The sequence below is a fragment of the Nocardioides sp. genome (assembly GCF_050246775.1).
GTDB lineage: Bacteria > Actinomycetota > Actinomycetes > Propionibacteriales > Nocardioidaceae > Nocardioides.
Map to the genome: position 1 here is coordinate 357175 of NZ_JBFWVK010000003.1, position 20922 is coordinate 378096.

18 protein-coding genes are annotated in these 20922 nt (G+C 69.0%); 11 read left to right on the plus strand and 7 right to left on the minus strand.

Going from position 1 to position 20922, the window contains the following annotated elements; translation table 11 throughout:
* Positions 1 to 21: 21 nt before the first annotated feature.
* Both AB7I40_RS16640 and AB7I40_RS16645 read left to right on the plus strand, forming a co-directional pair.
* Positions 22 to 708: a response regulator transcription factor gene (locus tag AB7I40_RS16640; protein WP_428346939.1), complete on the plus strand. Its 687-nt coding sequence runs from the start codon at positions 22 to 24 to the stop codon at positions 706 to 708.
* 1 nt (position 709) lies between these two features.
* Positions 710 to 2020, plus strand: a complete 1311-nt coding sequence (locus tag AB7I40_RS16645; protein ID WP_428346938.1) for a sensor histidine kinase — start codon at positions 710 to 712, stop codon at positions 2018 to 2020.
* On the opposite strand, the gene AB7I40_RS16650 is transcribed toward AB7I40_RS16645, so the two are convergent.
* A complete protein-coding gene (locus AB7I40_RS16650) occupies positions 2017 to 2406 on the minus strand; it encodes a hypothetical protein (protein ID WP_428346936.1) in 390 nt (129 codons plus the stop codon). The two genes, AB7I40_RS16645 and AB7I40_RS16650, sit on opposite strands and share 4 nt — an antisense overlap.
* A 131-nt stretch (positions 2407 to 2537) precedes the next feature.
* On the opposite strand from AB7I40_RS16650, the gene AB7I40_RS16655 reads away from it, so the two are divergent.
* A complete protein-coding gene (locus AB7I40_RS16655) occupies positions 2538 to 2858 on the plus strand; it encodes an antibiotic biosynthesis monooxygenase family protein (RefSeq protein ID WP_428346935.1) in 321 nt (106 codons plus the stop codon).
* 2 nt (positions 2859 to 2860) lie between these two features.
* Here the strand turns inward: AB7I40_RS16655 and AB7I40_RS16660 are convergent, their stop codons facing one another.
* From AB7I40_RS16660 to AB7I40_RS16680, 5 genes are all read right to left on the minus strand, one after another.
* A complete protein-coding gene (locus tag AB7I40_RS16660) occupies positions 2861 to 4903 on the minus strand; it encodes an NAD(+) synthase (protein ID WP_428346934.1) in 2043 nt (680 codons plus the stop codon).
* 151 nt (positions 4904 to 5054) lie between these two features.
* A complete protein-coding gene (locus tag AB7I40_RS16665) occupies positions 5055 to 7187 on the minus strand; it encodes a DEAD/DEAH box helicase (RefSeq protein ID WP_428346933.1) in 2133 nt (710 codons plus the stop codon).
* Between the two features lie 235 nt (positions 7188 to 7422).
* On the minus strand, positions 7423 to 7917 hold the full coding sequence (locus AB7I40_RS16670) for an NUDIX hydrolase (protein ID WP_428346932.1): 495 nt from the start codon (positions 7915 to 7917) through the stop codon (positions 7423 to 7425).
* Entirely contained in the window at positions 7914 to 8282 is a 369-nt protein-coding gene (locus AB7I40_RS16675; RefSeq protein ID WP_428346931.1) for a cupin domain-containing protein, read from the minus strand. Before AB7I40_RS16675 ends, AB7I40_RS16670 begins: the two co-directional genes overlap by 4 nt.
* Before the next feature lie 39 nt (positions 8283 to 8321).
* Entirely contained in the window at positions 8322 to 8837 is a 516-nt protein-coding gene (locus tag AB7I40_RS16680) for a winged helix-turn-helix domain-containing protein (RefSeq protein ID WP_428346930.1), read from the minus strand.
* A 308-nt stretch (positions 8838 to 9145) separates the two neighbouring features.
* Here AB7I40_RS16680 and AB7I40_RS16685 point away from each other — a divergent pair, with 308 nt between their 5' ends.
* The 4 genes from AB7I40_RS16685 to AB7I40_RS16700 all read left to right on the plus strand — a co-directional run bounded on the left by AB7I40_RS16685 (position 9146) and on the right by AB7I40_RS16700 (position 16385).
* Positions 9146 to 13528 (plus strand): S8 family serine peptidase, encoded by a 4383-nt coding sequence (locus AB7I40_RS16685; protein WP_428346929.1) that lies wholly within the window; start codon positions 9146 to 9148, stop codon positions 13526 to 13528.
* 97 nt (positions 13529 to 13625) lie between these two features.
* Positions 13626 to 14498, plus strand: coding sequence for a 3-methyl-2-oxobutanoate hydroxymethyltransferase (panB, locus tag AB7I40_RS16690; protein ID WP_428346928.1), 873 nt, complete (start codon positions 13626 to 13628; stop codon positions 14496 to 14498).
* Positions 14499 to 14525: 27 nt separating this feature from the next.
* Positions 14526 to 15704 (plus strand): PQQ-dependent sugar dehydrogenase, encoded by a 1179-nt coding sequence (locus tag AB7I40_RS16695; RefSeq protein ID WP_428346927.1) that lies wholly within the window; start codon positions 14526 to 14528, stop codon positions 15702 to 15704.
* Between the two features lie 156 nt (positions 15705 to 15860).
* Positions 15861 to 16385, plus strand: coding sequence for an AMIN-like domain-containing (lipo)protein (locus AB7I40_RS16700; protein ID WP_428346926.1), 525 nt, complete (start codon positions 15861 to 15863; stop codon positions 16383 to 16385).
* A gap of 20 nt (positions 16386 to 16405) precedes the next feature.
* On the opposite strand, the gene AB7I40_RS16705 is transcribed toward AB7I40_RS16700, so the two are convergent.
* On the minus strand, positions 16406 to 16594 hold the full coding sequence (locus AB7I40_RS16705; protein WP_428346925.1) for a hypothetical protein: 189 nt from the start codon (positions 16592 to 16594) through the stop codon (positions 16406 to 16408).
* Between the two features lie 24 nt (positions 16595 to 16618).
* Between AB7I40_RS16705 and map the strand changes: the two genes are divergently transcribed.
* The 4 genes from map (at position 16619) to AB7I40_RS16725 (ending at position 20898) form a co-directional block, all read left to right on the plus strand.
* Positions 16619 to 17467, plus strand: a complete 849-nt coding sequence (gene map, locus AB7I40_RS16710; RefSeq protein WP_428346924.1) for a type I methionyl aminopeptidase — start codon at positions 16619 to 16621, stop codon at positions 17465 to 17467.
* A gap of 67 nt (positions 17468 to 17534) precedes the next feature.
* A complete protein-coding gene (locus AB7I40_RS16715; protein WP_428347026.1) occupies positions 17535 to 19112 on the plus strand; it encodes a circularly permuted type 2 ATP-grasp protein in 1578 nt (525 codons plus the stop codon).
* Positions 19106 to 20035, plus strand: coding sequence for an alpha-E domain-containing protein (locus AB7I40_RS16720; RefSeq protein ID WP_428346923.1), 930 nt, complete (start codon positions 19106 to 19108; stop codon positions 20033 to 20035). Before AB7I40_RS16715 ends, AB7I40_RS16720 begins: the two co-directional genes overlap by 7 nt.
* Entirely contained in the window at positions 20032 to 20898 is an 867-nt protein-coding gene (locus AB7I40_RS16725) for a transglutaminase family protein (protein ID WP_428346922.1), read from the plus strand. The genes AB7I40_RS16720 and AB7I40_RS16725 overlap by 4 nt, the downstream gene beginning before the upstream one ends.
* Positions 20899 to 20922: the final 24 nt, after the last annotated feature.

The window sequence follows — 20922 nt, forward strand, 5'->3', positions numbered from 1 at the left end:
TCGAGCCGCTACGGTCACCACGTGGCCCAGGTGTTGATCATCGAGGACGACGACCGGATCCGGCCGTTGTTGATGCGCAGCCTGCGCGAGCGGGGGTACGCCGTCTCCTCCGCCCCCACCGGCATGGCCGGCCTGTCCATGGCCGTCGACCATCGACCCGACCTGGTGATCCTCGACCTGGGACTGCCCGACGTCGACGGCACCCAGGTGCTGTCGATGCTGCGGGCGGTGAGTGACGTGCCGGTGATCATCGCGAGCGCCCGCGACGACGACCCGTCGCTGGTCAAGGCGTTGGATGCCGGCGCCGACGACTACGTGGTCAAGCCCTACACGACCGCGCAGCTCGAGGCACGGATCCGCGCCGTGATGCGTCGGGCGGACTCCTCGAAGTCGCCACGTCGGAGCCTGGTGGTCGGCGGTCTGGAGATCGACGTGGCGGCCCGGCGCACGACACTGGACGGCGTCGAACTCGACCTGAGCCCGCGGGAGTTCGACCTGCTGGTGCACCTGGCCGAGCGGGCCGGCGACGTGGTCACCAAGCGCGAACTGCTCACCGACGTCTGGCACCAGGCGTGGGGCGGTTCCGACAAGACCGTCGACGTCCACCTGTCCTGGTTGCGCCGAAAGCTGGGTGAGTCCGCCTCCCAGCCGCGCTACCTGATCACCGTGCGCGGAGTCGGGGTCCGGCTGGCCGCGCCGGACCCGTGACATGAGACGCAGCCTGATCCTGACCGTCGCCGCCACCGTCAGCATGGTGTTGCTGGCGATGCTGATCCCGATGGCGGTGCTGGTGCAGAGCTACGCCCTGGAGGACCGGCTCTCACAGGCCGCGCTCGAGGTCCAGGCCACCGAGACCGTGGTCGCCGGGCAGGACAAGGGCGCAGTCGCGGTGTACATCGACCGGATCAACAGCGACTCCGACAGCACCGTCACCACGGTGCTCTACCCCGACGGCACCGGCATCGGCCCCAACCCCGGCGAGGACGACCGGGTCCGGGAGGCTCGGCGCACCGGCCAGGCACGAGTCGACGACACCGACACCGGTGCCCAGATCCTCGTCCCGGTCTCGCTGGGCGGCAGCAGCACCCTGCCCTCGCTCACCCGGGTGGTCCGCGTCGACGTGCTGGAGCCGGGGCTCGGTTCGGGCGTGTTCCGAGCATGGGTGATCCTGGCCCTGCTGGGGGTGGCGCTTTTGGCCGGCTCGCTGGTCCTGGCCGACCGACTCGGCAGGTCCTTCGTCCAACCGATCCGAGCACTGGCCGCCGCTGCCCAACGGCTCGGGGATCGCTCGCGCCCCGCAACGGTGACGGTGGCGGGGCCGGCCGAGGTCAGGGAGCTCGGGGTCGCCCTCAACCGGCTGGTGGGCCGCATCGAGGTCCTGCTGGAACGCGAACGCGAGAGCGTCTCGAACCTCTCCCACCGACTCCGCACCCCCGTCACGGCACTCCGGCTGCGGATCGACGGACTGTCCGATCCCGCCGAACGCGACCGGCTGTCCTCGGACCTCGACGAGCTCGAGGGCATGGTCGACCACGTGGTCCGCGAGGCCAGGCGTTCGGAGCGGGAGGGATTGGTGGCCGACACCGATGCGGCCGCCGTACTCGCCGAACGGGTGCGCTTCTGGGCGCCGCTGGCCGAGGACCAGGGCCGCCGGTTCGACCTGCACCTCGAGGTCCCCGGCGCGACCCGGGTCGCGGTGCGCGCCAGCGAGCAGGACCTGGTCGCCGTGCTCGATGTGCTGCTCGACAACGTGTTCACCTACACCCAGGAAGGGGTCGCGGTCAGGGTCTCGCTGATCTCGGCGCCGGGCGGCGGCCTCGAACTGATCGTGGAGGACGCCGGTCCCGGCTACCCCGGCGACCTCGACGTGGCGTCCCGCGGCACCAGCGGTGCCGGCTCGACCGGCCTGGGGCTCTCCATCGTCGACAAGACGGCCACCGAGTCCGGTGGCCGTCTTGTCCTGGGGCGTTCAGAGCTGGGCGGGGCGAGGGCGAGCGTCCTGCTCGGCCCACCCACCTAGCGCGTGGTGATCACGGTGGTGCACGCTGCTGCGCCGCCGACCCGCTTGACGGTCAGGCGGAACTTGTCGGCACCGGGGCTGTTGGCGCGGAAGCGCTCCACGTCGAGGTCACCCTCGCGGTCGGTGGTCCGGATCTTGTTGTAGAACACCTTGCCGTCGTGACGCAGCACCACGCGCCACTGGCTGCCCGCAGCTGCGTTGTCGAGGTCGGCGTCGACCTCGAAGCCGCCGTTCTCACGGTCGACGTTCAGCTCGTAGCGGGCGTTGCCGCAGACGCCGCCCTTCTCCATGTCGGCATTGGCCGGCGAGGCGAACACGAAGGCAGTGGGGACGGCCACGGCACCGACGAGGGCGGCGGCGGTGGCGGTGCGCTGGATCTTGTTCATGGGGTTTCTCCTGATGTCGGGGGCTTCTCGTGCTGACATCCCTGACTGTGTCGCGAGGCTCGCTAACGACGAACCAGCGTGTTGCTAAGGCGAGGCAAAGGCGGTGACCGGCCGCCTGAGAGCATCGGGACATGACGATCATCAAGATCAACGCCATCACCGTGCCCGCCGACTCCGGAGACGAGCTCGCGCGCCGCTTCGCTGCACGCGCCGGAGCCGTCGACGGCCAGGACGGCTTCGAGGGCTTCGAGCTCCTGCAACCGGCCGACGACCGGCTGACCTGGTTGGTGGTCACCCGCTGGCGCGACGAGGAGTCGTTCCAGGCCTGGGCGAGCTCACCGGCGTTCGGGCAAGGACATCGGCCACCAGCAGCCGGGGAAGCAGCTCCCGCACCGGTCAGCATGTCCAGCGAGCTGTGGTCCTACACGGTCGCCGGCGGAAGCGCCGGCTGACCTCACGCCTGGGGCACCCGCTCCTCGATCTCAGCCAGCCAGGCCGCGGGGCTCGCATCCGAGGGCATCCGCCAGTCCCCGCGAGGCGACATGGTGCCCCCGGCACTGACCTTGGGTCCGTTGGGCAGCGCCGATCGCTTGAACTGGCTGGCGAAGAAGCGCGTCACGAACACCGTCAGCCAGCGCCTGATCGCCGCCACGTCGTACGCCGTACGCCGCTCCTCGGGGAAGCCGGGCGGCCACTGGCCCGCGCTCGCGTCGCGCCAGGCATGCCAGGCCAGGAAGGCGATCCTGCTCGGCCGTGAGCCACGGCGCAGCACGTGGAACAGCGTGAAGTCCTGCAGGGCGTAGGGGCCCACCGAGTCCTCCGTCGCCTGTGGCTTCTTGCCCTCCTCGGTGGGGATGAGCTCGGGAGTGATCTCCTGGGCCAGGATCTCGGTCAGGATGACGTTGGCCTCGGTCCCGAAGATCTCCTCCGAGATCACCCACCGGATCAGGTGCTGGATCAGGGTCTTGGGCACACCGGTGTTCACCGCGTAGTGCGACATCTGGTCCCCGACCCCGTAGGTGCACCAACCCAGTGCCAACTCGCTGAGGTCACCGGTGCCCAGCACGATGCCGCCGCGATGGTTGGCCAGTCGGAACAGGTAGTCGGTGCGCAGGCCCGCCTGCACGTTCTCGAAGGTCACGTCGTAGGTCGCCGTGCCGTCGGCGTAGGGGTGGTCGAGGTCCTTGAGCATCTGCTCGGCGGCGGGCTTGATGTCGAGCTCCTCGAAGGTGACCCCGAGCGCCTGGGACAGTCGGGTCGCGTAGGACTTCGTGGAATCGCTGGTGGCGAAGCCGGGCATCGTGAAGGCGTGGATGTCACTGCGCGGGCGGCCGAGCCGGTCCATCGCGCGAGCCGCGACGATCAGGGCGTGGGTGGAGTCGAGTCCACCACTGACCCCGATCACGACCTTGGGGTGCCCGATCGCGGCGAGGCGCTGCTCGAGCCCGGAGACCTGGATGCTGTAGGCCTCGTAGCAGTCGAGCGCGAGGCGCTCGGCATCGTCAGGCACGAACGGGAAGCGGTCGACCTTGCGTCGCAGCCCGATGTCGCCGGTGGGCGGGTCAAGGGTGAAGCTGACGGTCCGGAACTCCTGGACGCGGGCGTCGTGGGTGCGGCGGTTGTCGTCGAAGCTGCCTTGGCGCAGCCGCTCCTGGCGCAGCCGGTCGAGGTCGACGTCGGCGATGCTGTGTCGGGCACCCTCGGGGAACCGTTCGGACTCCTCCAACAGGTCTCCACACTCGTAGACCAGGGTCTGCCCGTCCCAGCTCAGGTCAGTGGTGGACTCGCCCTGGCCGGCGGCGGCATACAGATACGCCGCGTTGCAGCGGGCACTGGCACTGCGCACCAGCATCCGGCGGTCCTCGGCCCTGGCCACCGTGATGGGGCTGCCGCTCAAGTTCGCCAGGACGGTGGCGCCGGCCAGTGCCGCCTCGGCACTGGGCGGGATCGGCACCCACATGTCTTCACAGACCTCGACGTGCAGCACCAGTCCGCGGACGTCGCTGGCACGGAAGATCAGGTCGGGGCCGAAGGGTGCCGTCTGGTCGCCGACCTGGATGCTCGCGCCGCGCCTGTCGTCGCCGGGCGCGAAGTGTCGCCGCTCGTAGAACTCACGATAGTTGGGCAGGTAGGACTTGGGGCTGACCCCGAGGATGCTGCCGCGGTGGATGACCACAGCGCAGTTGAGCACGCGCGTGCCGTGCACCAGCGGAGCACCGACGACGATGACCGGCAGCAGTTCGCGACTGGCCAAGGTCAGCTTGAGCAGGGCGTCCTCGACCCCCTCCAGCAGGACGTCCTGGAGGAGCAGGTCGTCGATCGCGTAGCCGCTGAGAGCCAGTTCCGGGAAGACGGCGACCGCCACACCTTGGTCGTGACAGGCCCGGACCTCCTCCAGGATCGCGACGAGGTTGCGGGCCGGGTCGGCGATGGCCACGGGCGTCGTACAAGCCGCGACGCGGGCGAAACCCTGGGCGTATGCCGAATAGAAGTCCACGACCCGAGTCTAGGGCTCCTCGCGGTTGGCCCCGTCACTCACATCAGCCCCAGGAATCCCCGGATGTCCGGTGATTCAGTCGGTTGTCAGCCTGTGCAGAGGCTGACAACCGCGGCTTCCCCCGGCCGACCGGGGATTCCTACGGGGATTCCTACAGGGACTCCGACAGCGCCTCGGTCAGCAGCGCCACCAGGGCCTCGAGCTGGATGTCGGCCGACGAGGACACCTCGACATCGGACCCGTCGAGCGCGCGTGCGGCCAGGCCGGCCTTGCTGTCGATCAGCTCGGCGATCTTGGTGTCGATCGTCTGGGCAGCGATGATCCGCCAAGCGGTGACCGGTTCGGCCTGACCGATGCGATGCACGCGGTCGATCGCCTGGGTCTGCTCGGCGTCGGTCCACGACAGCTCCGCGAGTACGACGTTGGAGGCCACCTGCAGGTTCAGCCCCACCCCGGCGGCGCTCAACGAACACACGACGATCGCGACGTCGGGGTCGTTGATGAACGCGTCGATGTTCTTCTGACGCGCCTTCGGCGTCTGCTCGCCGCGGATCGAGGAGTAGCGGATCCCGCGTTTGGCGAACGTGTCCTGCGCCACGTCCATGACGTCGACGTGCTTGGCGAAGAACACCACCTTGCCGACGTTGCGGGAGAGCTGGGCGGCATAGTCGGCCGCCAGACCCGCCTTGGCCTGCCCGATGCGCCGCATCATGCTGAAGACGTTCTCCCCCGACTGGGCCGTGGTCGTGTCCTCGCGCTCCCAGGTCGCCACCCTGCGCACCAGCTCGTGATCGATGCCCTCGACGACGATCCCCGAGGTCCGGGTCGCCAAGGCGCTCTCGTAGCGGGCGACCAACCGACGGGCCAGCTCCTGCTCGGCCTCGCGGATCGAGCGACCGACGGCGTCGTCGAGCTCGACGGGCAGGTCGGCGATCCGCCGGGCCGGGATGTCGGCGGCGACGTCGACCTTGCGGCGCCGGACGATCCCCTGCTCGATCACCCGGGTGCGCGCCGCCGGGTAGAAACCAGGGTCCACCGGGGTGAGTCCGATCTCCTCCAACGAGGCCATCAGCGACGCGGTCGGCTTCTTGTCGTCGATCCAGCCGAGGAACTGCCAGATGGCGCGGAAGTCCTCGATGTCGTTGATGAGCGGAGTGCCGGTGAGCGCCATCAGCAGTGGTCTCGAGACCCGCGCCCGGATCCGCTCCGAGAGCTGGATCGCGTGCTGTGAGCGCTGCGAGGTCTTGTTCTTGATGAAGTGCGCCTCGTCGACCACCATGCCGCGGAACCCGAAGTCACCGAGCCAGCCGACGTGCCGGTCCAGGACCTCGTAGTTGACCACCACGATGTCGGCGAAACCGTCGATGGTCTCGCCGTCGCCATGGATGACGGTGACCGGGTGGTTGGGGGTCCACAGGGCGGCCTCCCGGGCCCAGTTGGTCTTGACCACGTTGGGTACGACGACCAGCAGCGGGTAGGCGTTGGCCGCCTGCGCGGCGAGCAGTGCCTGGGCGGTCTTGCCGAGTCCGGGCTCGTCGGCCAGCAGGAAGGTGCGGTGTCCCTTGGCGGCGGCCGCGATCACCTGCGCCTGGTGGGGCATGAGCTCCAGCCCGGCCGGCGCCTGGAGCGAGGCAGGCTCGGGCAGGTGCATGCACGACGACGCGCCGCCGTACTCGAAGGCCCGGAAGAGCGGCCCGAGCAACTCCCAGGTGGCCAGGTGATGCTGGCGAGGGGCGCGCGGCTCCACGTTGACGAAGTCAGGCACCTGGAAGGGGTTGGCGAGTTGCCGGGAGATGACCGACTGGGGCACGACGCGCCGTTCGGCGGCGGCGGGAGCGGCGTCCTCAGGTGGGGCAACGACGACCTCTTCGGGCGGTGGTTCCATCCCACCGGCAAGCAACATGTCGCGTTTCAGCGTGCGGGCTGCATCGGAGATCACCGCGTCCTCGGCGAGCAGGACCAGCAGCGAGGTGTCCCGGGCGGCGGTCTTGGCCAGGATCGTCGCGACGCCGTCGAGTCGTTTGAGCTGCTCGCCGCGCTGGGACTCGGTGATCGTCTCGTCGGCCTTGACCCGGGCGCGCTCCTCACGCACCAGCAGCGCGACGACCTGGAACTTGGTGCGCGACGAGGGCTTGACCGGCCCGCGTTCGGCATCGGCCTCGACACCGCGCACCGCACGGGCGAGCACCGGGATCACGCCGTCGTTGCCGAAGGCACGCGCACCGCGGTGGGCTCGCGGAGCAGTCCGGGTCTCCCCGGACTGGCGTTGGCCTCGTCGAGCCAAGAGTTCCTCCTCTGGAACGCGCCCGGCACGTTGGCCAGAGCGATACGACAACGACGCCCGGAGCGCTAGGCCACCGGACGACACCACGACGTGACGTCGGCCGAACTGGGTCATCCACCCTCGACACCACCGGGTCCAACCAATCTGCGCTCACACATGCGCAGTGAACCAGGACGCCAGAATTTCGCTCCACGCAAGGCGCTGCGAAGGTCGGCGTTGTCACCATCGTAGCGTGTCAACGCTTGAGAGCGTGCTGCGCGATCCACAGATCCAGATCTGCGGAGTCCGGCAGCTCCTCCTTGAGGTCCCACCACCGCAGTCCCCCGACCTCGTCGGTGGGCACGAAGGCGTTGACGTCAGCCCTGGCGCCGAGGCTGACACGGTAGATCGCGGCATGCTCGACCCGGTCGTCGGGCACCAGCCGGAAGGTCACGACGGCGACGAAGTCGAGCTCCGGGACCGCGAGACCGCTCTTCGTGGCGAACGCCCGCTCCGCTGCGCGCCGCGGGGGCTCATCCACGTGTCGCTCACCGCCGGGGAGTTCCCAGTGCAGCCGCCACGAGTTGTGCACGAGCAGCACCTCCGCGCCGTACTCGGCCACGACGACGGCCATTCGCAGGGAGCCCTTGGCCTCGAGCGGCGCGAGCTCCCGCTCGGCGCAGCGACGAAACGCCAGCAACTGGTTGCCCTCGGCGTCCATCGCCAGCGAGGCTCCCGGCGGGGTGATCATCGAGGGGCATCCACGTTGACCGTGGGGATGGCCCCGCCCGCTCGGGCGATGACGGCGACCGACGGTACGTCGCCGGGGTTGCTCTCGCGGTGCACCGTGTACGCCGGCACGTGGACGAAGTCGCCGGCCCCTGCGTCGAGGGGGCCGTCACCACCCTCGAACTCCAGGCGCAACACCCCGGAGACGACGTAGAGGCTGGTCTCGTTCGCATCGTGGTGATGCCACCCGGACACCGCACCCGGAGCGGTCTCGACCCGACCAGCCCACAGCATCGGGACCTCGAAGGCACGGGTACGCACCATGCCCGGGGTCGGATCAGCGGGGATCAGGTCGGCCTCGGCGAAGACGCGGACAGGGTGAACCATCCCCCCAGCCTGCCACGTCGGCGTGCCTGCGGTCTCGTGTCAGGCAGTTCTGTCCTGCGCCCGGACCCCCCGTTGTCGCGGCAGCGACAGCGGTGTGGTCGTCGGGCGCCACTCGGTCAGCCGGAGCCCGACTCCTCGCACCGCGTGGATCTGCCAGGGACAGCCGAGGTCCCGTAGCTTTCGGCGCAGCCGCTTCACCACCGACTGCAGGTCGGTACGGCCCCCGAGATGGTCATTGCCCCAGACCTCACGGTGCAGTCGGGTGAACGTCCAGGTCCGGCCGGCTTCGATCAGCAGGCACTGGAGCAGATCGTGCTCGAGTGGGGACAGCGGCACCGCGCGCTCGCGCCAGTGAGCCGTGCGACGGTCGGAGTCGATCGTGAGACCGGTGGGCCCCATCGACACCGGACGGCTCGGGGACCGCGCAGGGTCCACCGTGGGAGCGAGCGCCCCGAGCAATGCCAGCGCCTCCTCGCGACTCGACACCAGCACCAGTGGCAGGCCCAAGGCGGCCAGCTTCATCCGATCCTCCGGCGAGGCGGCGATCGCGATCATCAGGGTCGGCGATGGCGCCTCATGGCGCGTCTGAGGACCCTCTCCAGTCAGAACCTCTCCCCGAGCGAGAGACATGGCCGCTTCCTTTCAGCTCATGGGCTCTCAATTTGCTTGGACAGGTAAAGGAAGTCAAGGAGTACGGCGCCAGGTGCTCGGTCGGCCCCCCTGTCCAGAGCAGCCAACCGCGTTGCCAAGCAATCGCCCAGAACGCCCACGTATTGACCGCGAATCATCGTTGTCGCCGTCGTGCCCCATCCCTAGCGTCAGGGACAGCAGGGGCACGGTGCCCTTGACGGAGGGATCTCACCATGATGTCGAAGCGACGCCCCCTGCTCGCACGGGTCCTGGCACTCGTCCTGATCGTGGTTGCCCTGGCCCTGGGTGCTGTCTCCCCCTCCGCCGGGGGCGCACCGGGTTCGACAGCGGATGCCTCGGCCAAGATCAAGCCGAAGTTGAGCCGTCAGCTCAGCGACAAGGGCGCTGCCAGCTTCTGGGTGCGATTCGCCCAACCCGATCTCTCGCGTGCGGCTGCCATCAAGGACCGCGACCAACGCGGGCAGGCGGTCTACGACACGTTGACGAAGGCTGCGCTGGACAGCCAGGAGGCCACCCGCGCCCTGCTCGACGAGGAAGGGGTGAGCTATCAGTCGTTCTGGGCCACCAATGCCATCCGGGTCGATGCCGGAGACTCCGACCTGGTGGACCGGATCGCTGCCCAGCCCGCCGTCCGGGGGGTCTACGCGACCTTCGACTACCGACTCGAGAAGCCCATCCCCGGCCGCAAGCAGCTGGCGCCGAACTCCGTCGAGTGGGGCGTGTCCGACATCCATGCCGACGACGTGTGGAGCCAGTACGGGGTCAAGGGTGAAGGCATCGTCGTGGGCAGCATCGACTCCGGCGTCCAGTACGACCACCCCGCCCTGGTCGGTCACTACCGCGGGAACAACGGTGACGGCACGTTCGAGCACAACTACAACTGGTTCGACGCCGACGGCTCCTGCGACGGCGCACCGTGCGACAACGACGGGCACGGCACCCACACGATGGGGACCATGATCGGTGACGACGGGGGCAGCAACCAGATCGGTGTTGCGCCGGGAGCGACCTGGATCTCGGCCAACGGATGCTGCCCCTCCGATGCAGCCCTGATCGCCTCTGGGCAGTGGATGCTGGCCCCCACCGACCTGGCCGGCGAGTCACCCGACGTCAGCAAGCGCCCCGACATCATCAACAACTCCTGGGGCACGACCCAACCCACCAACGACCCGTTCATGGAGGACATCGAGCTCGCGTGGGCCGCCTCCGGGATCTTCGGAAGCTGGTCGAACGGCAACAGTGGACCCGACTGCCAGACCAGTGGATCCCCCGGCAGCCGGACCATCAACTACTCGGTCGGCGCCTACGACGTCAACGACCAGATCGCCGACTTCTCGGCCCGCGGTGACGGCCAGGACGGCACCATCAAACCCAACATCTCCGCTCCCGGGGTCGACGTGCGTTCGAGCTTCCCCGACGACACCTACGAGACCATCAGTGGCACCTCCATGGCCTCACCACACCTCGCAGGCACGGTGGCCTTGCTCTGGTCCGCCGCCCCGGCGCTCGTCGGCGACATCGAGGGCACCCGGGCCCTGCTCGACAGCACCGCGATCGACTCCGACGACACGAGCTGCGGCGGCACCGCTGAGGACAACAACGTGTTCGGGGAGGGCCGTCTCGACGCGCTGGCCCTGCTGAACGCCGCACCCATCGGTGACACCGGCACGCTGGCCGGCACCGTGACCGACGCCGCCACCGGTGCACCCCTCGCGGGCGCCCAGGTGAGCCTCACCGGACCCGCCAACCGGACCCTGACCACCGGCGCTGACGGCAGCTACTCGGTGCGGCTCGTGGTCGGCGACTACTCCGCCACCGTCTCGGCGTTCGGCTACGTCGCGGCGACCTCGACCTTCACGGTGGCCACCGACGAGACCACCGACGGCGATGTCGCGCTCGACGCCGCCCCGACAGTGACGCTGAGCGGCACCGTCACCGACGGCTCCGCCCATGGGTGGCCGCTCTACGCCCGCATCGACATCGACGGCCCGGCCCCCGATGTGTGGACCGATCCGCTGACAGGTGAGTACAGCGTCACGCTGCCCAGCGACGCGACGTACACGCTGACGCCGCACGTCGACTACCCGGGCTATGAGCAGATCAGCCAGGACGTCACCTTGAGCGGCGGCGACGCCACTCAGGACCTGGCCGTCCCGGTCGACGACTCCACGTGCACGGCCCCTGGCTACCGGTTCAACGCCGCCGGTGAGACCGAGGACTTCAACGGCGACGGTCTGCCTTCGGGCTGGAGCGTCGAGGACAACGCCGGCAACGGCGAGGTGTGGGCCTTCGACGACCCAGGTGAGCGGGGCAACCTGACCGGCGGGGACGGAGGGTTCGCCGTGGTCGACTCCGACTTCTACGGCCCCGACGGAGTGCAGGACACCTCACTGGTCTCACCGGTGATCGACATGAGCTCCATGCCAGCTCCCGTGATCACCTTCCGGCAGGACTACAACAACCTGGGCGACACCGCCGACGTCGACCTGAGCATCGACGGCGGCACCACCTGGGAGACGGTGCTCAACCAGACCACCGACGTCCGCGGCCCACGTGAGGACAGCATCCAGCTGCCCTCTGCGGCCGGCCAGTCCGCAGTCCAGCTGCGCTTCCACTACTACGACGCCGCCTACGCCTGGTGGTGGGAGGTCGACGACGTCTTCATCGGCAACCGCACCTGCGACGCCATCCCCGGCGGACTGGTCCTGGGCAACATCATCGACGCCCGCCGCAACCAGGGCATCGTGGGGGCCACCGTGACGAGCGTGGACGAACCCACGGACAGTGCGCGGACAGTCGCCACCCCCGACGACGATGCGCTCGCCGACGGCTACTACTGGATGTTCTCCTCGCTGACCGGTCAGCACCGGTTCACCGCGTCGGCACGCAACTACCAGTCACGCACCAAGCAGGTGACCGTGCGTGCCGACGACACCGTCCGGGCGAACTTCCGGCTCGGTTCGGGGCACCTCACCGTGTCGCCGACCTCCGTGTCGAGCACGATGACTCTCGGCACGCGCACCAAGACCCGGACGTTCACCGTCACCAATGACGGCACTGCACCGGTGCAGGCCGAGTTCACCGAGCGCAAGGGCGGCTTCGTGCTGCTCGGTGCCGACGGGCGGCGTACGACGCGGGCCGCCATCAAGCGGATGGACGGTGCTCCGCTCCAGCGGCTCGAGGTGCGGGCCTCCTACGCCGCGCACCCGGACAAGGCGACCACCGCCTCGCCCGGAGCGCAGGCCGTGGGGCCCCACGACGCACCCTGGACCGACATCGCCGACTACCCCACTGAGGTGATGGACAACGGGGTCGTCTACCTCGACGGCGTCGTCTACTCGGTCGGCGGCGGGGACGGGAACGCCAGCTCGGCGTCGGTGTACGCCTACGACCCCGCCACCTTGACCTGGACGGAGAAGGCCAGCCTGCCCGAGGCGCGCAACGCGATGGCCGTCGGCGAGGTCGACGGGCAACTCGTGGCCACGGGAGGGTGGGGTGAGTCCGACACCACCACCTCGACGTGGCTCTACGACGCTGCCGCCGACAGCTGGACGCCGGCCGCCGACGCACCTGTCGCCCTCTCAGCCTCGGGCCACGCAGTCGCGGGTGGTGAGTTCTACACCGTCGGCGGTTGCACGACCGGTGACTGTGTCCCGATGTCCAACTCGGTCTCGTCCTACGACCCGAGCAGCGACACCTGGACGACCCGCGCCGACTATCCGGGCAACGTGGCCTTCGCGTCCTGCGGGGGGATCGACGGCCAGATCTACTGCACCGGCGGCACCGACGAGAACGACGGCACAGCTGCCAGCTATGTCTACGACCCCGGCGCAGACTCGTGGTCGCCGATCGCCGACGCTCCTGCCGACTCGTGGGCCGCCGGGTCCGCGGTGGCCAACGCGACCCTGGTCGTGACCGGCGGCATCCAGGGCGGGGACGTCACCAACCGGAGCTTCGCCTTCGACCCTGCTGCCGGCACCTGGTCCGACCTTCCGAACTCCAACTCGGTGGTCTACCGCGGTGGTGCAGCCTGTGGCTTCTACAAGATCGGAGGCGACACCGGAGGGTTCACCCCCACCGCCGCCAGCGAGGTCCTGCCCGGCTTCGAGGACTGCGCCACGACCGCGGCTGACGTCGACTGGCTCTCGGTCAGTCCATCGGCGGCCACGCTGGCTCCGGGTGAGTCGGTCCGGGTCTCGGTCACCATGGACTCCCACGTCTCCCAGCCCGGCACCTACACCGCCGGGGTCGCCATCGCCGAAGACACACCGACGTCGGTGGATCCGGTCGCAGTGACCATGACGATCACCCCACCGAAGGCATGGGGAAAGCTGGTCGGGACCGTGAGTGGCAAGGCGTGCACGGGCACCGTCGCAGCGCTGCCCGGGGCCACCCTGCAGGTGGACTCGTGGGCCGGTTCGTGGACCTTCCTGACCGATGGGGACGGTGGCTACGCCTACTGGTTCAACGCCGGGGCCAACCCGCTGCAGCTGATCGCCGCGAAGGACGGCTACGCACCACAGACCAGGAGGGTTCGGCTGACGAAGGGACAGACCGTGACGGCCGACTTCACCCTCAACAGGTCGAGATGCTGAGGGTGACGGGCACCACAGCGCCACAGGCGGGCAACGGCACTAACCTGTGAGGTGATTCAGGGGACTCCAGCAGGGAGCCTCGAGATGAAGGAGCTCGATGATGAGCACCCAGCCCACGCCTGAGGAGACCGCCCCCTACGGCAGCGGCCCGGCCGCCTCCTCCGCGCCGGTGACGCACAAGCGGATCCGGACCCATCACCTGCGCGAGATGAAGCAGCGCGGTGAGAAGTTCACGATGTTGACCGCCTACGAGCAGTACGCCGCCCAGACGTTCGACGAGGCCGGCATCGAGGTGCTGCTGGTCGGCGACAGCGCTTCCAACAACGTCTACGCCAACGAGACGTCGTTGCCGGTCACCGTCGACGAACTGATTCCCCTGGTGCGAGCGGTGACCCGCTCGGTGACCCGGGCCCTGGTGGTTGCCGACCTGCCGTTCGGGTCCTACCAGGCCTCACCGGAGCAGGCCTACCTCACGTCCGTGCGCTTCATGAAGGAAGCCAACGCGCACTGCGTCAAGCTCGAGGGGGGGCTGGCCATGGTGCCCCAGGTGCGCAAGCTGACCGAGGGTGGCATCCCGGTCATGGCACACATCGGTTTCACCCCCCAGTCCGAGCACAACCTGGGCGGCTACCGCGTCCAGGGTCGCGGAGAGGCCGCCCAACAGGTCGTCGACGAGGCGCGCGCAATGGAGGCGGCGGGTGCCTTCGCGGTCGTCATGGAGATGGTGCCCGGGGAGGTCGCCGCCGAGGTCACCAAAGCTGTCACGATCCCCACGATCGGGATCGGCGCAGGGGTGGACTGCGACGGCCAGGTGCTGGTCTGGCAGGACGCCTTCGGACTGCGGACCGGCCGGATGGCGAAGTTCGTCAAGCAGTACGCCGACGTGCACGGCGTACTCCTCGATGCTGCCAGGGCCTACGCAGCAGACGTGAAGGACGGCACCTTCCCGGGGCCCGAGCACACCTTCTGAGTCGGTGATGCGCGTAACGTGACGCGTATGCGGACTCCGATGATCGCCGTTCTCGCCCTTGCGCTGTGTGGACTCGGGGGTGGTGCGGTTGCCGCCGACCAGCCCACAGGGCAGCCCACAGATCGCGCCCAGCACGCGGCCCAACAACGGCTGGCCGTGCCGGACCTGGTCGTGCGGCGCGCGGTGACGGGGCTGGCCATCCCGTGGGACGTCAAACCCATCGGGAAGGGCCGACTGCTGCTCACCCAACGCGACCTGGGGCGACTGGTCGTCAGCAAGGGCGGGGTCAAGCACCGCGTCGCGCTGTCCAACCGCAACATCTGGGTCTCCGGCGAGACGGGTCTGATGTCCCTCGCGGTGGCTGCGGACTTCGCCACCAGTCGGCGCTTCTACACCTGCCAGGGTGGCAACACCCCCGGTGGCGGGCACGACGTCCGGGTCGTCGCCTGGCGGATGAACGCCGCCACCACTCGCGCCACCCTGCAGAAGATCCTGCTCAAGGGTCTGCCCACCAGCAGTGGACGCCATGGTGGGTGCCGACTGCTCCTGCTCAAGGGCGGTGCCCTCCTGGTGGGCACCGGCGACGCCGCCACGGGCACCAATCCCCAGAACCTGCGCTCCCTGGGCGGCAAGACGCTGCGGCTGGACCCGCTGACCGGCGCCCCCTCCCCCTCGAACCCGTGGGCCGACGCACCCAGCCGCAACCGTCGCTACGTCTACACCTACGGACACCGCAATGTGCAGGGTCTGGCGCAGCGGGCCGACGGCACCCTGTGGTCGGTCGAGCACGGCAGCTTCCGCGACGACGAGGTGAACCGGCTTTTCAGAGGCGCGAACTACGGTTGGAACCCGGTGCCGGGCTACGACGAGTCGGTGCCCATGACCGACTTCTCCCTTCCCGGCCGTCAGGTGGGCGCTCGCTGGCGCTCCGGCGATCCGACCCTGGCGACGTCGGGGGCGGCGTGGGTGCACGGCTCCCAGTGGGGTGCCCTCAACGGCACCTTGGCCGTGGCGGCGCTCAAGGCCGGTGAGCTGCTGTTCATGAGGTTCGACGCCAGCGGTCACCTGGTCCGGGTCCGGACTCCGGCCGCCCTCCAGGCCTACGGGCGACTGCGCTCGGTCACCTCCACGAGCAACGGCGACCTGCTGGTGACCACCAGCAACGGCACCGACGACGTCGTACTCCGGGTGCGCCCGGCTCGTTGAGTCCGGCTAGCGGCTGCTTGAGTCGTGGCGCGCGGCCCTACGAGTCGGGCCTTGTGGCCCTCGTCGGCGTACTCCGCGCGGGTCGACGATCTCTTCAGAGGACAACCGGACGTGGTTCCTACGCGTCACTCATGCATCCCTGAAAGGACTTCGACAATGAAGCGACTCATCGCACTGGCAGCGGCTCTGCTCGCCATGCTCGGCACTGCCCTCGTCGTCACCCCGACCACCGCTGACGCCACGACCCTGCCTGCCTGGCGGAACACGGCCATCACCTGGACCAACCCGCTCGCCCGCGATCCACGCGTGGTCGACCTGACGTACGCCACGCACCCCGGGTACGACAGGGTCGTGATCCACCTCCGTGGCGCGATCGCCTCCGGGCACATCAACTACGCCCGCAGGTTCTTCTACGACGGATCCGGCGCTCCGGTCCCGATCCACGGACGGTCCGGCCTGCGCATCGACCTGAGCCCAGCGCGCGCCCACACCCTCACCGGGGTGAACCTCTACCGGGGACCCCGGATCGCACGCCCCCACTTCGACACCCTCAAGGCTCTGGCGTTCATCGGCGATTTCGAGGGCCACGTGTCGTTCGGGCTCGCGCTGACCCACCGCGCCGACTATCGGGTGTTCTGGCTGCACAACCCCCAGCGCCTGGTGATCGACGTTCGGCACTGACACCGACCACGCGAGGAGGGTCAGTCTTCGAGCTTGTCGTCGTTCCAGGCCGGGTCGTTGTCCCACTCCTCGTTGCGTTCCTCGACCTTGTCGAGCGCGCGAGCAGCCTCGGCCGAGGTCGCGTAGGGACCCAGACGGTCCTGGTTGCGGCAACCGTCCTCCCCCTCGACCGCGTGGTGGGTCAGGCAGAACCAGTACTGATCGCTCATGAAGGTGAAACTACACTCGGCCCCATGTCCGCAGTAGCCCCAGGCGTGATCTCGCCGCGCCGTCCGGTGCCCCCGCACATCGCTCGTCCCGAGTACGTCGACAAGCCGGGCCCGGCCAAGTTCACCGGCTCGGAGGTCAAGGACGCCGAGACGATCGCGAAGATGCGGGTGGCCGGCAGGCTCGCGGCCCAGGCCCGTGAGTTGGTCGGCGCCTCCGTGGTTCCCGGCATCACCACCGACGAGCTGGACCGGATCGGTCACGAGTTCCTCTGCGACCACGGCGCCTACCCCTCGACCCTGGGCTACAAGGGCTTTCCCAAGTCGCTGTGCTCGAGCGTCAACGAGGTGATCTGCCACGGCATCCCCGACAGTCGGGTCGTCGAGGACGGCGACATCGTCAACATCGACATCACCGCCTTCCTCGACGGGGTGCACGGCGACACCAACGCGACCTTCTACGCCGGCGACGTCGACCCGGAGACGAAGGCCCTGGTCGAACACACCCGCGAAGCCCTCAACCGAGGCATCAAGGCCGTCCGGCCAGGACGCAGGATCAACGTGATCGGGCGTGTCATCGAGTCCTACGCCAAGCGCTTCGGCTACGGCGTGGTCCGGGAGTTCACCGGTCATGGCATCGGCACCAGCTTCCACAGTGGGCTCGTGGTGCCGCACTACGACGAGTCCTACTACGACGACCTGATCGAGGTCGGGATGACTTTCACGATCGAACCGATGCTCAACCTCGGCACCCACGAGTGGACCATGTGGGACGACGAGTGGACGGTGGTCACCAAGGACCTCAGACGCAGCGCGCAGTTCGAGCACACCCTGCTCGTCACGCCACAGGGGGCAGAAGTTTTGACCAATCCCTGACAGGGTTGGTCACGTGTCGGAAACAACCCCGCAACCTGGCCTTCGTAACCTCACCCACGTGGATGCGATGTTCCAGGGGTACGGCGCGGCGCGCGGCACGGCGTACGACGAGATGTTCGAGGACGACGCACTCCGCCCGCCCTACCAGCGGATGCGCGCCTCCCTGCACGAGATGACACCGACCGACATCCGCAGTCGGGTCGACGCTCTGGCCAGCTCCTACCTCGACCAGGGCGTCACCTTCGACATCGCCGGCGAGGAGCGGGCGTTCCCGCTCGACATCCTGCCCCGGGTGATCGAGCACGACACCTGGTCGACGATCGAGTCCGGGGTGCAGCAGCGGGTGCGTGCCCTCGAGGCCTTCCTGGCCGACGTGTACGACGCCGGCGAGGTCTATCGCGACGGTGTGATCCCGCGCAGTGTCGTGACCACCTCCTCGCACTTCCACCGTCAGGCCGCTGGTGTGCAGCCGCCCAACGGGGTCCGGGTCCACGTCTCGGGCATCGACCTGATCCGTGACGACGAGGGCGAGTTCCGGGTCCTGGAGGACAACGTCCGGGTGCCGTCGGGGGTCTCCTACGTGATGACCAACCGACGCGCGATCGCCTCGGCGCTTCCTGAGATGTTCGCCCAGCACCGGATCCGTCCGGTGGCCTCCTATCCACAGAAGCTGCTGGCGGCCCTGCGGGCGGCCGCACCGGCAGCGGTTCCGGACCCCACGGTGGTCGTCCTGACCCCCGGGGTGTTCAACGGCGCCTACTTCGAGCACGCGCTCCTGGCGCGCACCATGGGCGTCGAGCTCGTCGAGGGTCGCGACCTGGTGTGTCGACGCGGCCGGGTGATGATGCGGACCACGCATGGTCTCGAGCAGGTGCACGTGATCTATCGCCGGGTCGACGACGAGTTCCTCGACCCGGTGCACTTCCGCGGTGACTCGCTCCTGGGCTGCCCCGGTCTGGTGGATGCGGCGCGTGCCGGCAACGTCACGCTGGCCAACGCGATCGGCAACGGCATCGCGGACGACAAGCTGGTCTACACCTACATGCCCGACATCATCCGCTACTACCTCTCCGAGGAGCCGGTGCTCAAGAACGTCGACACGTGGCGCCTGGGCGACGACGACGCCCGTGCCGAGGTGTTGGACCGCCTCGACGAGCTGGTGCTCAAGCCGGTCGACGGTTCGGGCGGGAAGGGCATCGTCATCGGGCCCAAGGCGACGGCGGCCGAGCTGGACCAGCTCCGCAAGCAGGTGCTGGCCGACCCGCGAGCCTGGATCGCGCAGCCCGTCGTACAGCTCTCGACGGTGCCGACGTACGTCGAGGGCAAGATGGGTCCGCGCCACGTCGACCTTCGGCCATTCGCGGTGAACGACGGCAGCAAGGTGTGGGTGTTGCCCGGCGGGCTGACCCGGGTGGCGCTCGCCGAGGGTGAGCTGATCGTGAACTCCTCGCGCGGCGGAGGGTCCAAGGACACCTGGGTGCTGGCCGGCAACGGGCCGAAGCCCGAACCGGCCGAGCAGCCACGCCTGCAGGTGTCCCTCACCCCGCAGAGCACGGGTCCGGCCATGACCGAGCTGACCCAGCACTCCGAGGAACAGCAGCAGCAACAACGCCTCCTCGCCGACCCCGCGGACCTCTCGTGCTGAGCCGGATCGCGGAGTCGCTGTTCTGGATCGGCCGGTACGTCGAGCGCGCCGAGGACACCGCTCGGATTCTCGACGTCACCACCCAGCTGATCCTGGAGGAGGGACGCACCGAGGAGGAGACGACCTGCCGCACGCTGCTCTCGATCATGGGGGTCGACGCACCGGCCGGGGCTCGGGTCGACACGGCCCTGGTGATGGAGCAGCTGGCCTACGACACGAACTCCCCGGTCTCCATCGCGGCGGCGCTGGGTGCCGCGCGCGAGAGCGCCCGCCGGGCACGGGAGACGCTGTCGGTGCCGATGTGGGAGGCCCTCAACACGACCTACCGGGCGATCCCGACGGGACACTTCCGGGCCCTGCGTCCGCCGGCCACCTTCCACTGGGTGCGCGACCGGGCCTCGCTGATCAACGGCCACGCGAGCGCGACGATGACCCGGGACGAGGGGTGGCAGTTCTTCGTGCTGGGTCGTTCGATCGAGCGGGCCGACATGACCGCACGCCTGGTCGCCACCGCGTCGCTGGCCACCGGATCAGGCACGTCGTGGATCACCACATTGCGCGCCTGCGGTGCCTACGACGCCTTCCTCAGGACCTACAAGGGGTTGGAGACCGAGCGTGGCGCGGCGGAGTTCCTGCTTCTCGACAGGCTGTTCCCGCGCTCGGTGGTGCATTCGCTCAACCGGGCCGACATGTGCCTTGAGGCTCTCGAGAACGGACAGCGGGCCGGCTTCCAGAACGACGCCCAGCGGTTGCTGGGTCGCACCCGCGCCGAGTTGGAGTACCGCTCCCTCAGCGACGTGGTGGCCGACCTGCCCACCGAGATGGAACGCCTGCAGCGCACCTGTGCGGAGGCCACGGATTCGATCAGCCGGCGATTCTTCGCCGGCTCCGAGGCGACGACCTGGCACGGGGTGCGCTCATGACGATGCGGTTGAAGGTCGTCCACACGACCACGTTCGAGTACGACGGCACCGCCAACGCGTCGTACAACCAAGCCCGGCTGACACCGCGTACGACGCCGGAGCAGATCGTGCTGCACACCAGGCTCGACGTGTCTCCAGCCCCGTGGACGCACAGCTATCGTGACTACTTCGGCACCCAGGTGACGACGTTCGAGGTGTTCGACCCCCACGAGTCGCTGACGGTCTCCGCGACGTCCACGGTCCAGACCAACCGGTCCCCCGCGCCGGGGCCGCAGCTGTCCTGGGCGGACCTGGCCTCACCCGAGGTGGTCGATGCCCGCACGGAGTACCTGCTGACCGGTCCGATGGTCGCTCCGCCCGCGGATCTCGCGCAGCGCGCGCGTGAGCTGGCCGCTGATGCGGCCTCGCCTGGTGAGGCAGCCAAGGCGATGTGCGCGCTCGTGCATGACGAGGTCGACTACATCACCGGCTCGACCTCGGTGCAGAGCCACGCGGCCGATGCGTGGGTGCAGCGCGGCGGGGTCTGCCAGGACATGGCTCACCTTGTCATCGGCGGGCTGCGCACGATGGGCATCCCGGCACGCTATGTGTCCGGCTACCTGCACCCGGCCTCGGTGCCGGTGGTCGGTGAGTCGGTGGCCGGTGAGTCCCATGCGTGGGTGCAGTGGTGGGACGACGGGTGGCAGGCCTGGGACATCGCCAACGACGTCGAGCCACTGGATCGTCACGTCGTGATCGCGGCTGGCCGCGACTACACGGACGTCAAGCCACTGAGCGGCATCTTCACCGGCGGGGGCACCTCGGACATGACCGTCGACGTCCAGGTCACCTGCCTCTACTCCTCGGCCCTCGAGCCGTCCTGAGGGCTCTGCACTAGTCTGTGCGTG

What these genes read in the sequence shown, in the direction of transcription:
- AB7I40_RS16645 (WP_428346938.1), top strand. Translation starts at nt 710, where the DNA reads ATGAGACGCAGCCTGATCCTGACCGTCGCCGCCACCGTCAGCATGGTG.
- AB7I40_RS16650 (WP_428346936.1), bottom strand. Translation starts at nt 2,406, where the DNA reads ATGAACAAGATCCAGCGCACCGCCACCGCCGCCGCCCTCGTCGGTGCC.
- AB7I40_RS16655 (WP_428346935.1), top strand. Translation starts at nt 2,538, where the DNA reads ATGACGATCATCAAGATCAACGCCATCACCGTGCCCGCCGACTCCGGA.
- AB7I40_RS16670 (WP_428346932.1), bottom strand. Translation starts at nt 7,917, where the DNA reads ATGATCACCCCGCCGGGAGCCTCGCTGGCGATGGACGCCGAGGGCAAC.
- AB7I40_RS16675 (WP_428346931.1), bottom strand. Translation starts at nt 8,282, where the DNA reads ATGGTTCACCCTGTCCGCGTCTTCGCCGAGGCCGACCTGATCCCCGCT.
- AB7I40_RS16680 (WP_428346930.1), bottom strand. Translation starts at nt 8,837, where the DNA reads ATGATCGCGATCGCCGCCTCGCCGGAGGATCGGATGAAGCTGGCCGCC.
- AB7I40_RS16685 (WP_428346929.1), top strand. Translation starts at nt 9,146, where the DNA reads ATGATGTCGAAGCGACGCCCCCTGCTCGCACGGGTCCTGGCACTCGTC.
- panB (WP_428346928.1), top strand. Translation starts at nt 13,626, where the DNA reads ATGATGAGCACCCAGCCCACGCCTGAGGAGACCGCCCCCTACGGCAGC.
- AB7I40_RS16695 (WP_428346927.1), top strand. Translation starts at nt 14,526, where the DNA reads ATGCGGACTCCGATGATCGCCGTTCTCGCCCTTGCGCTGTGTGGACTC.
- AB7I40_RS16700 (WP_428346926.1), top strand. Translation starts at nt 15,861, where the DNA reads ATGAAGCGACTCATCGCACTGGCAGCGGCTCTGCTCGCCATGCTCGGC.
- AB7I40_RS16705 (WP_428346925.1), bottom strand. Translation starts at nt 16,594, where the DNA reads ATGAGCGATCAGTACTGGTTCTGCCTGACCCACCACGCGGTCGAGGGG.
- map (WP_428346924.1), top strand. Translation starts at nt 16,619, where the DNA reads ATGTCCGCAGTAGCCCCAGGCGTGATCTCGCCGCGCCGTCCGGTGCCC.
- AB7I40_RS16715 (WP_428347026.1), top strand. Translation starts at nt 17,535, where the DNA reads ATGTTCCAGGGGTACGGCGCGGCGCGCGGCACGGCGTACGACGAGATG.
- AB7I40_RS16725 (WP_428346922.1), top strand. Translation starts at nt 20,032, where the DNA reads ATGACGATGCGGTTGAAGGTCGTCCACACGACCACGTTCGAGTACGAC.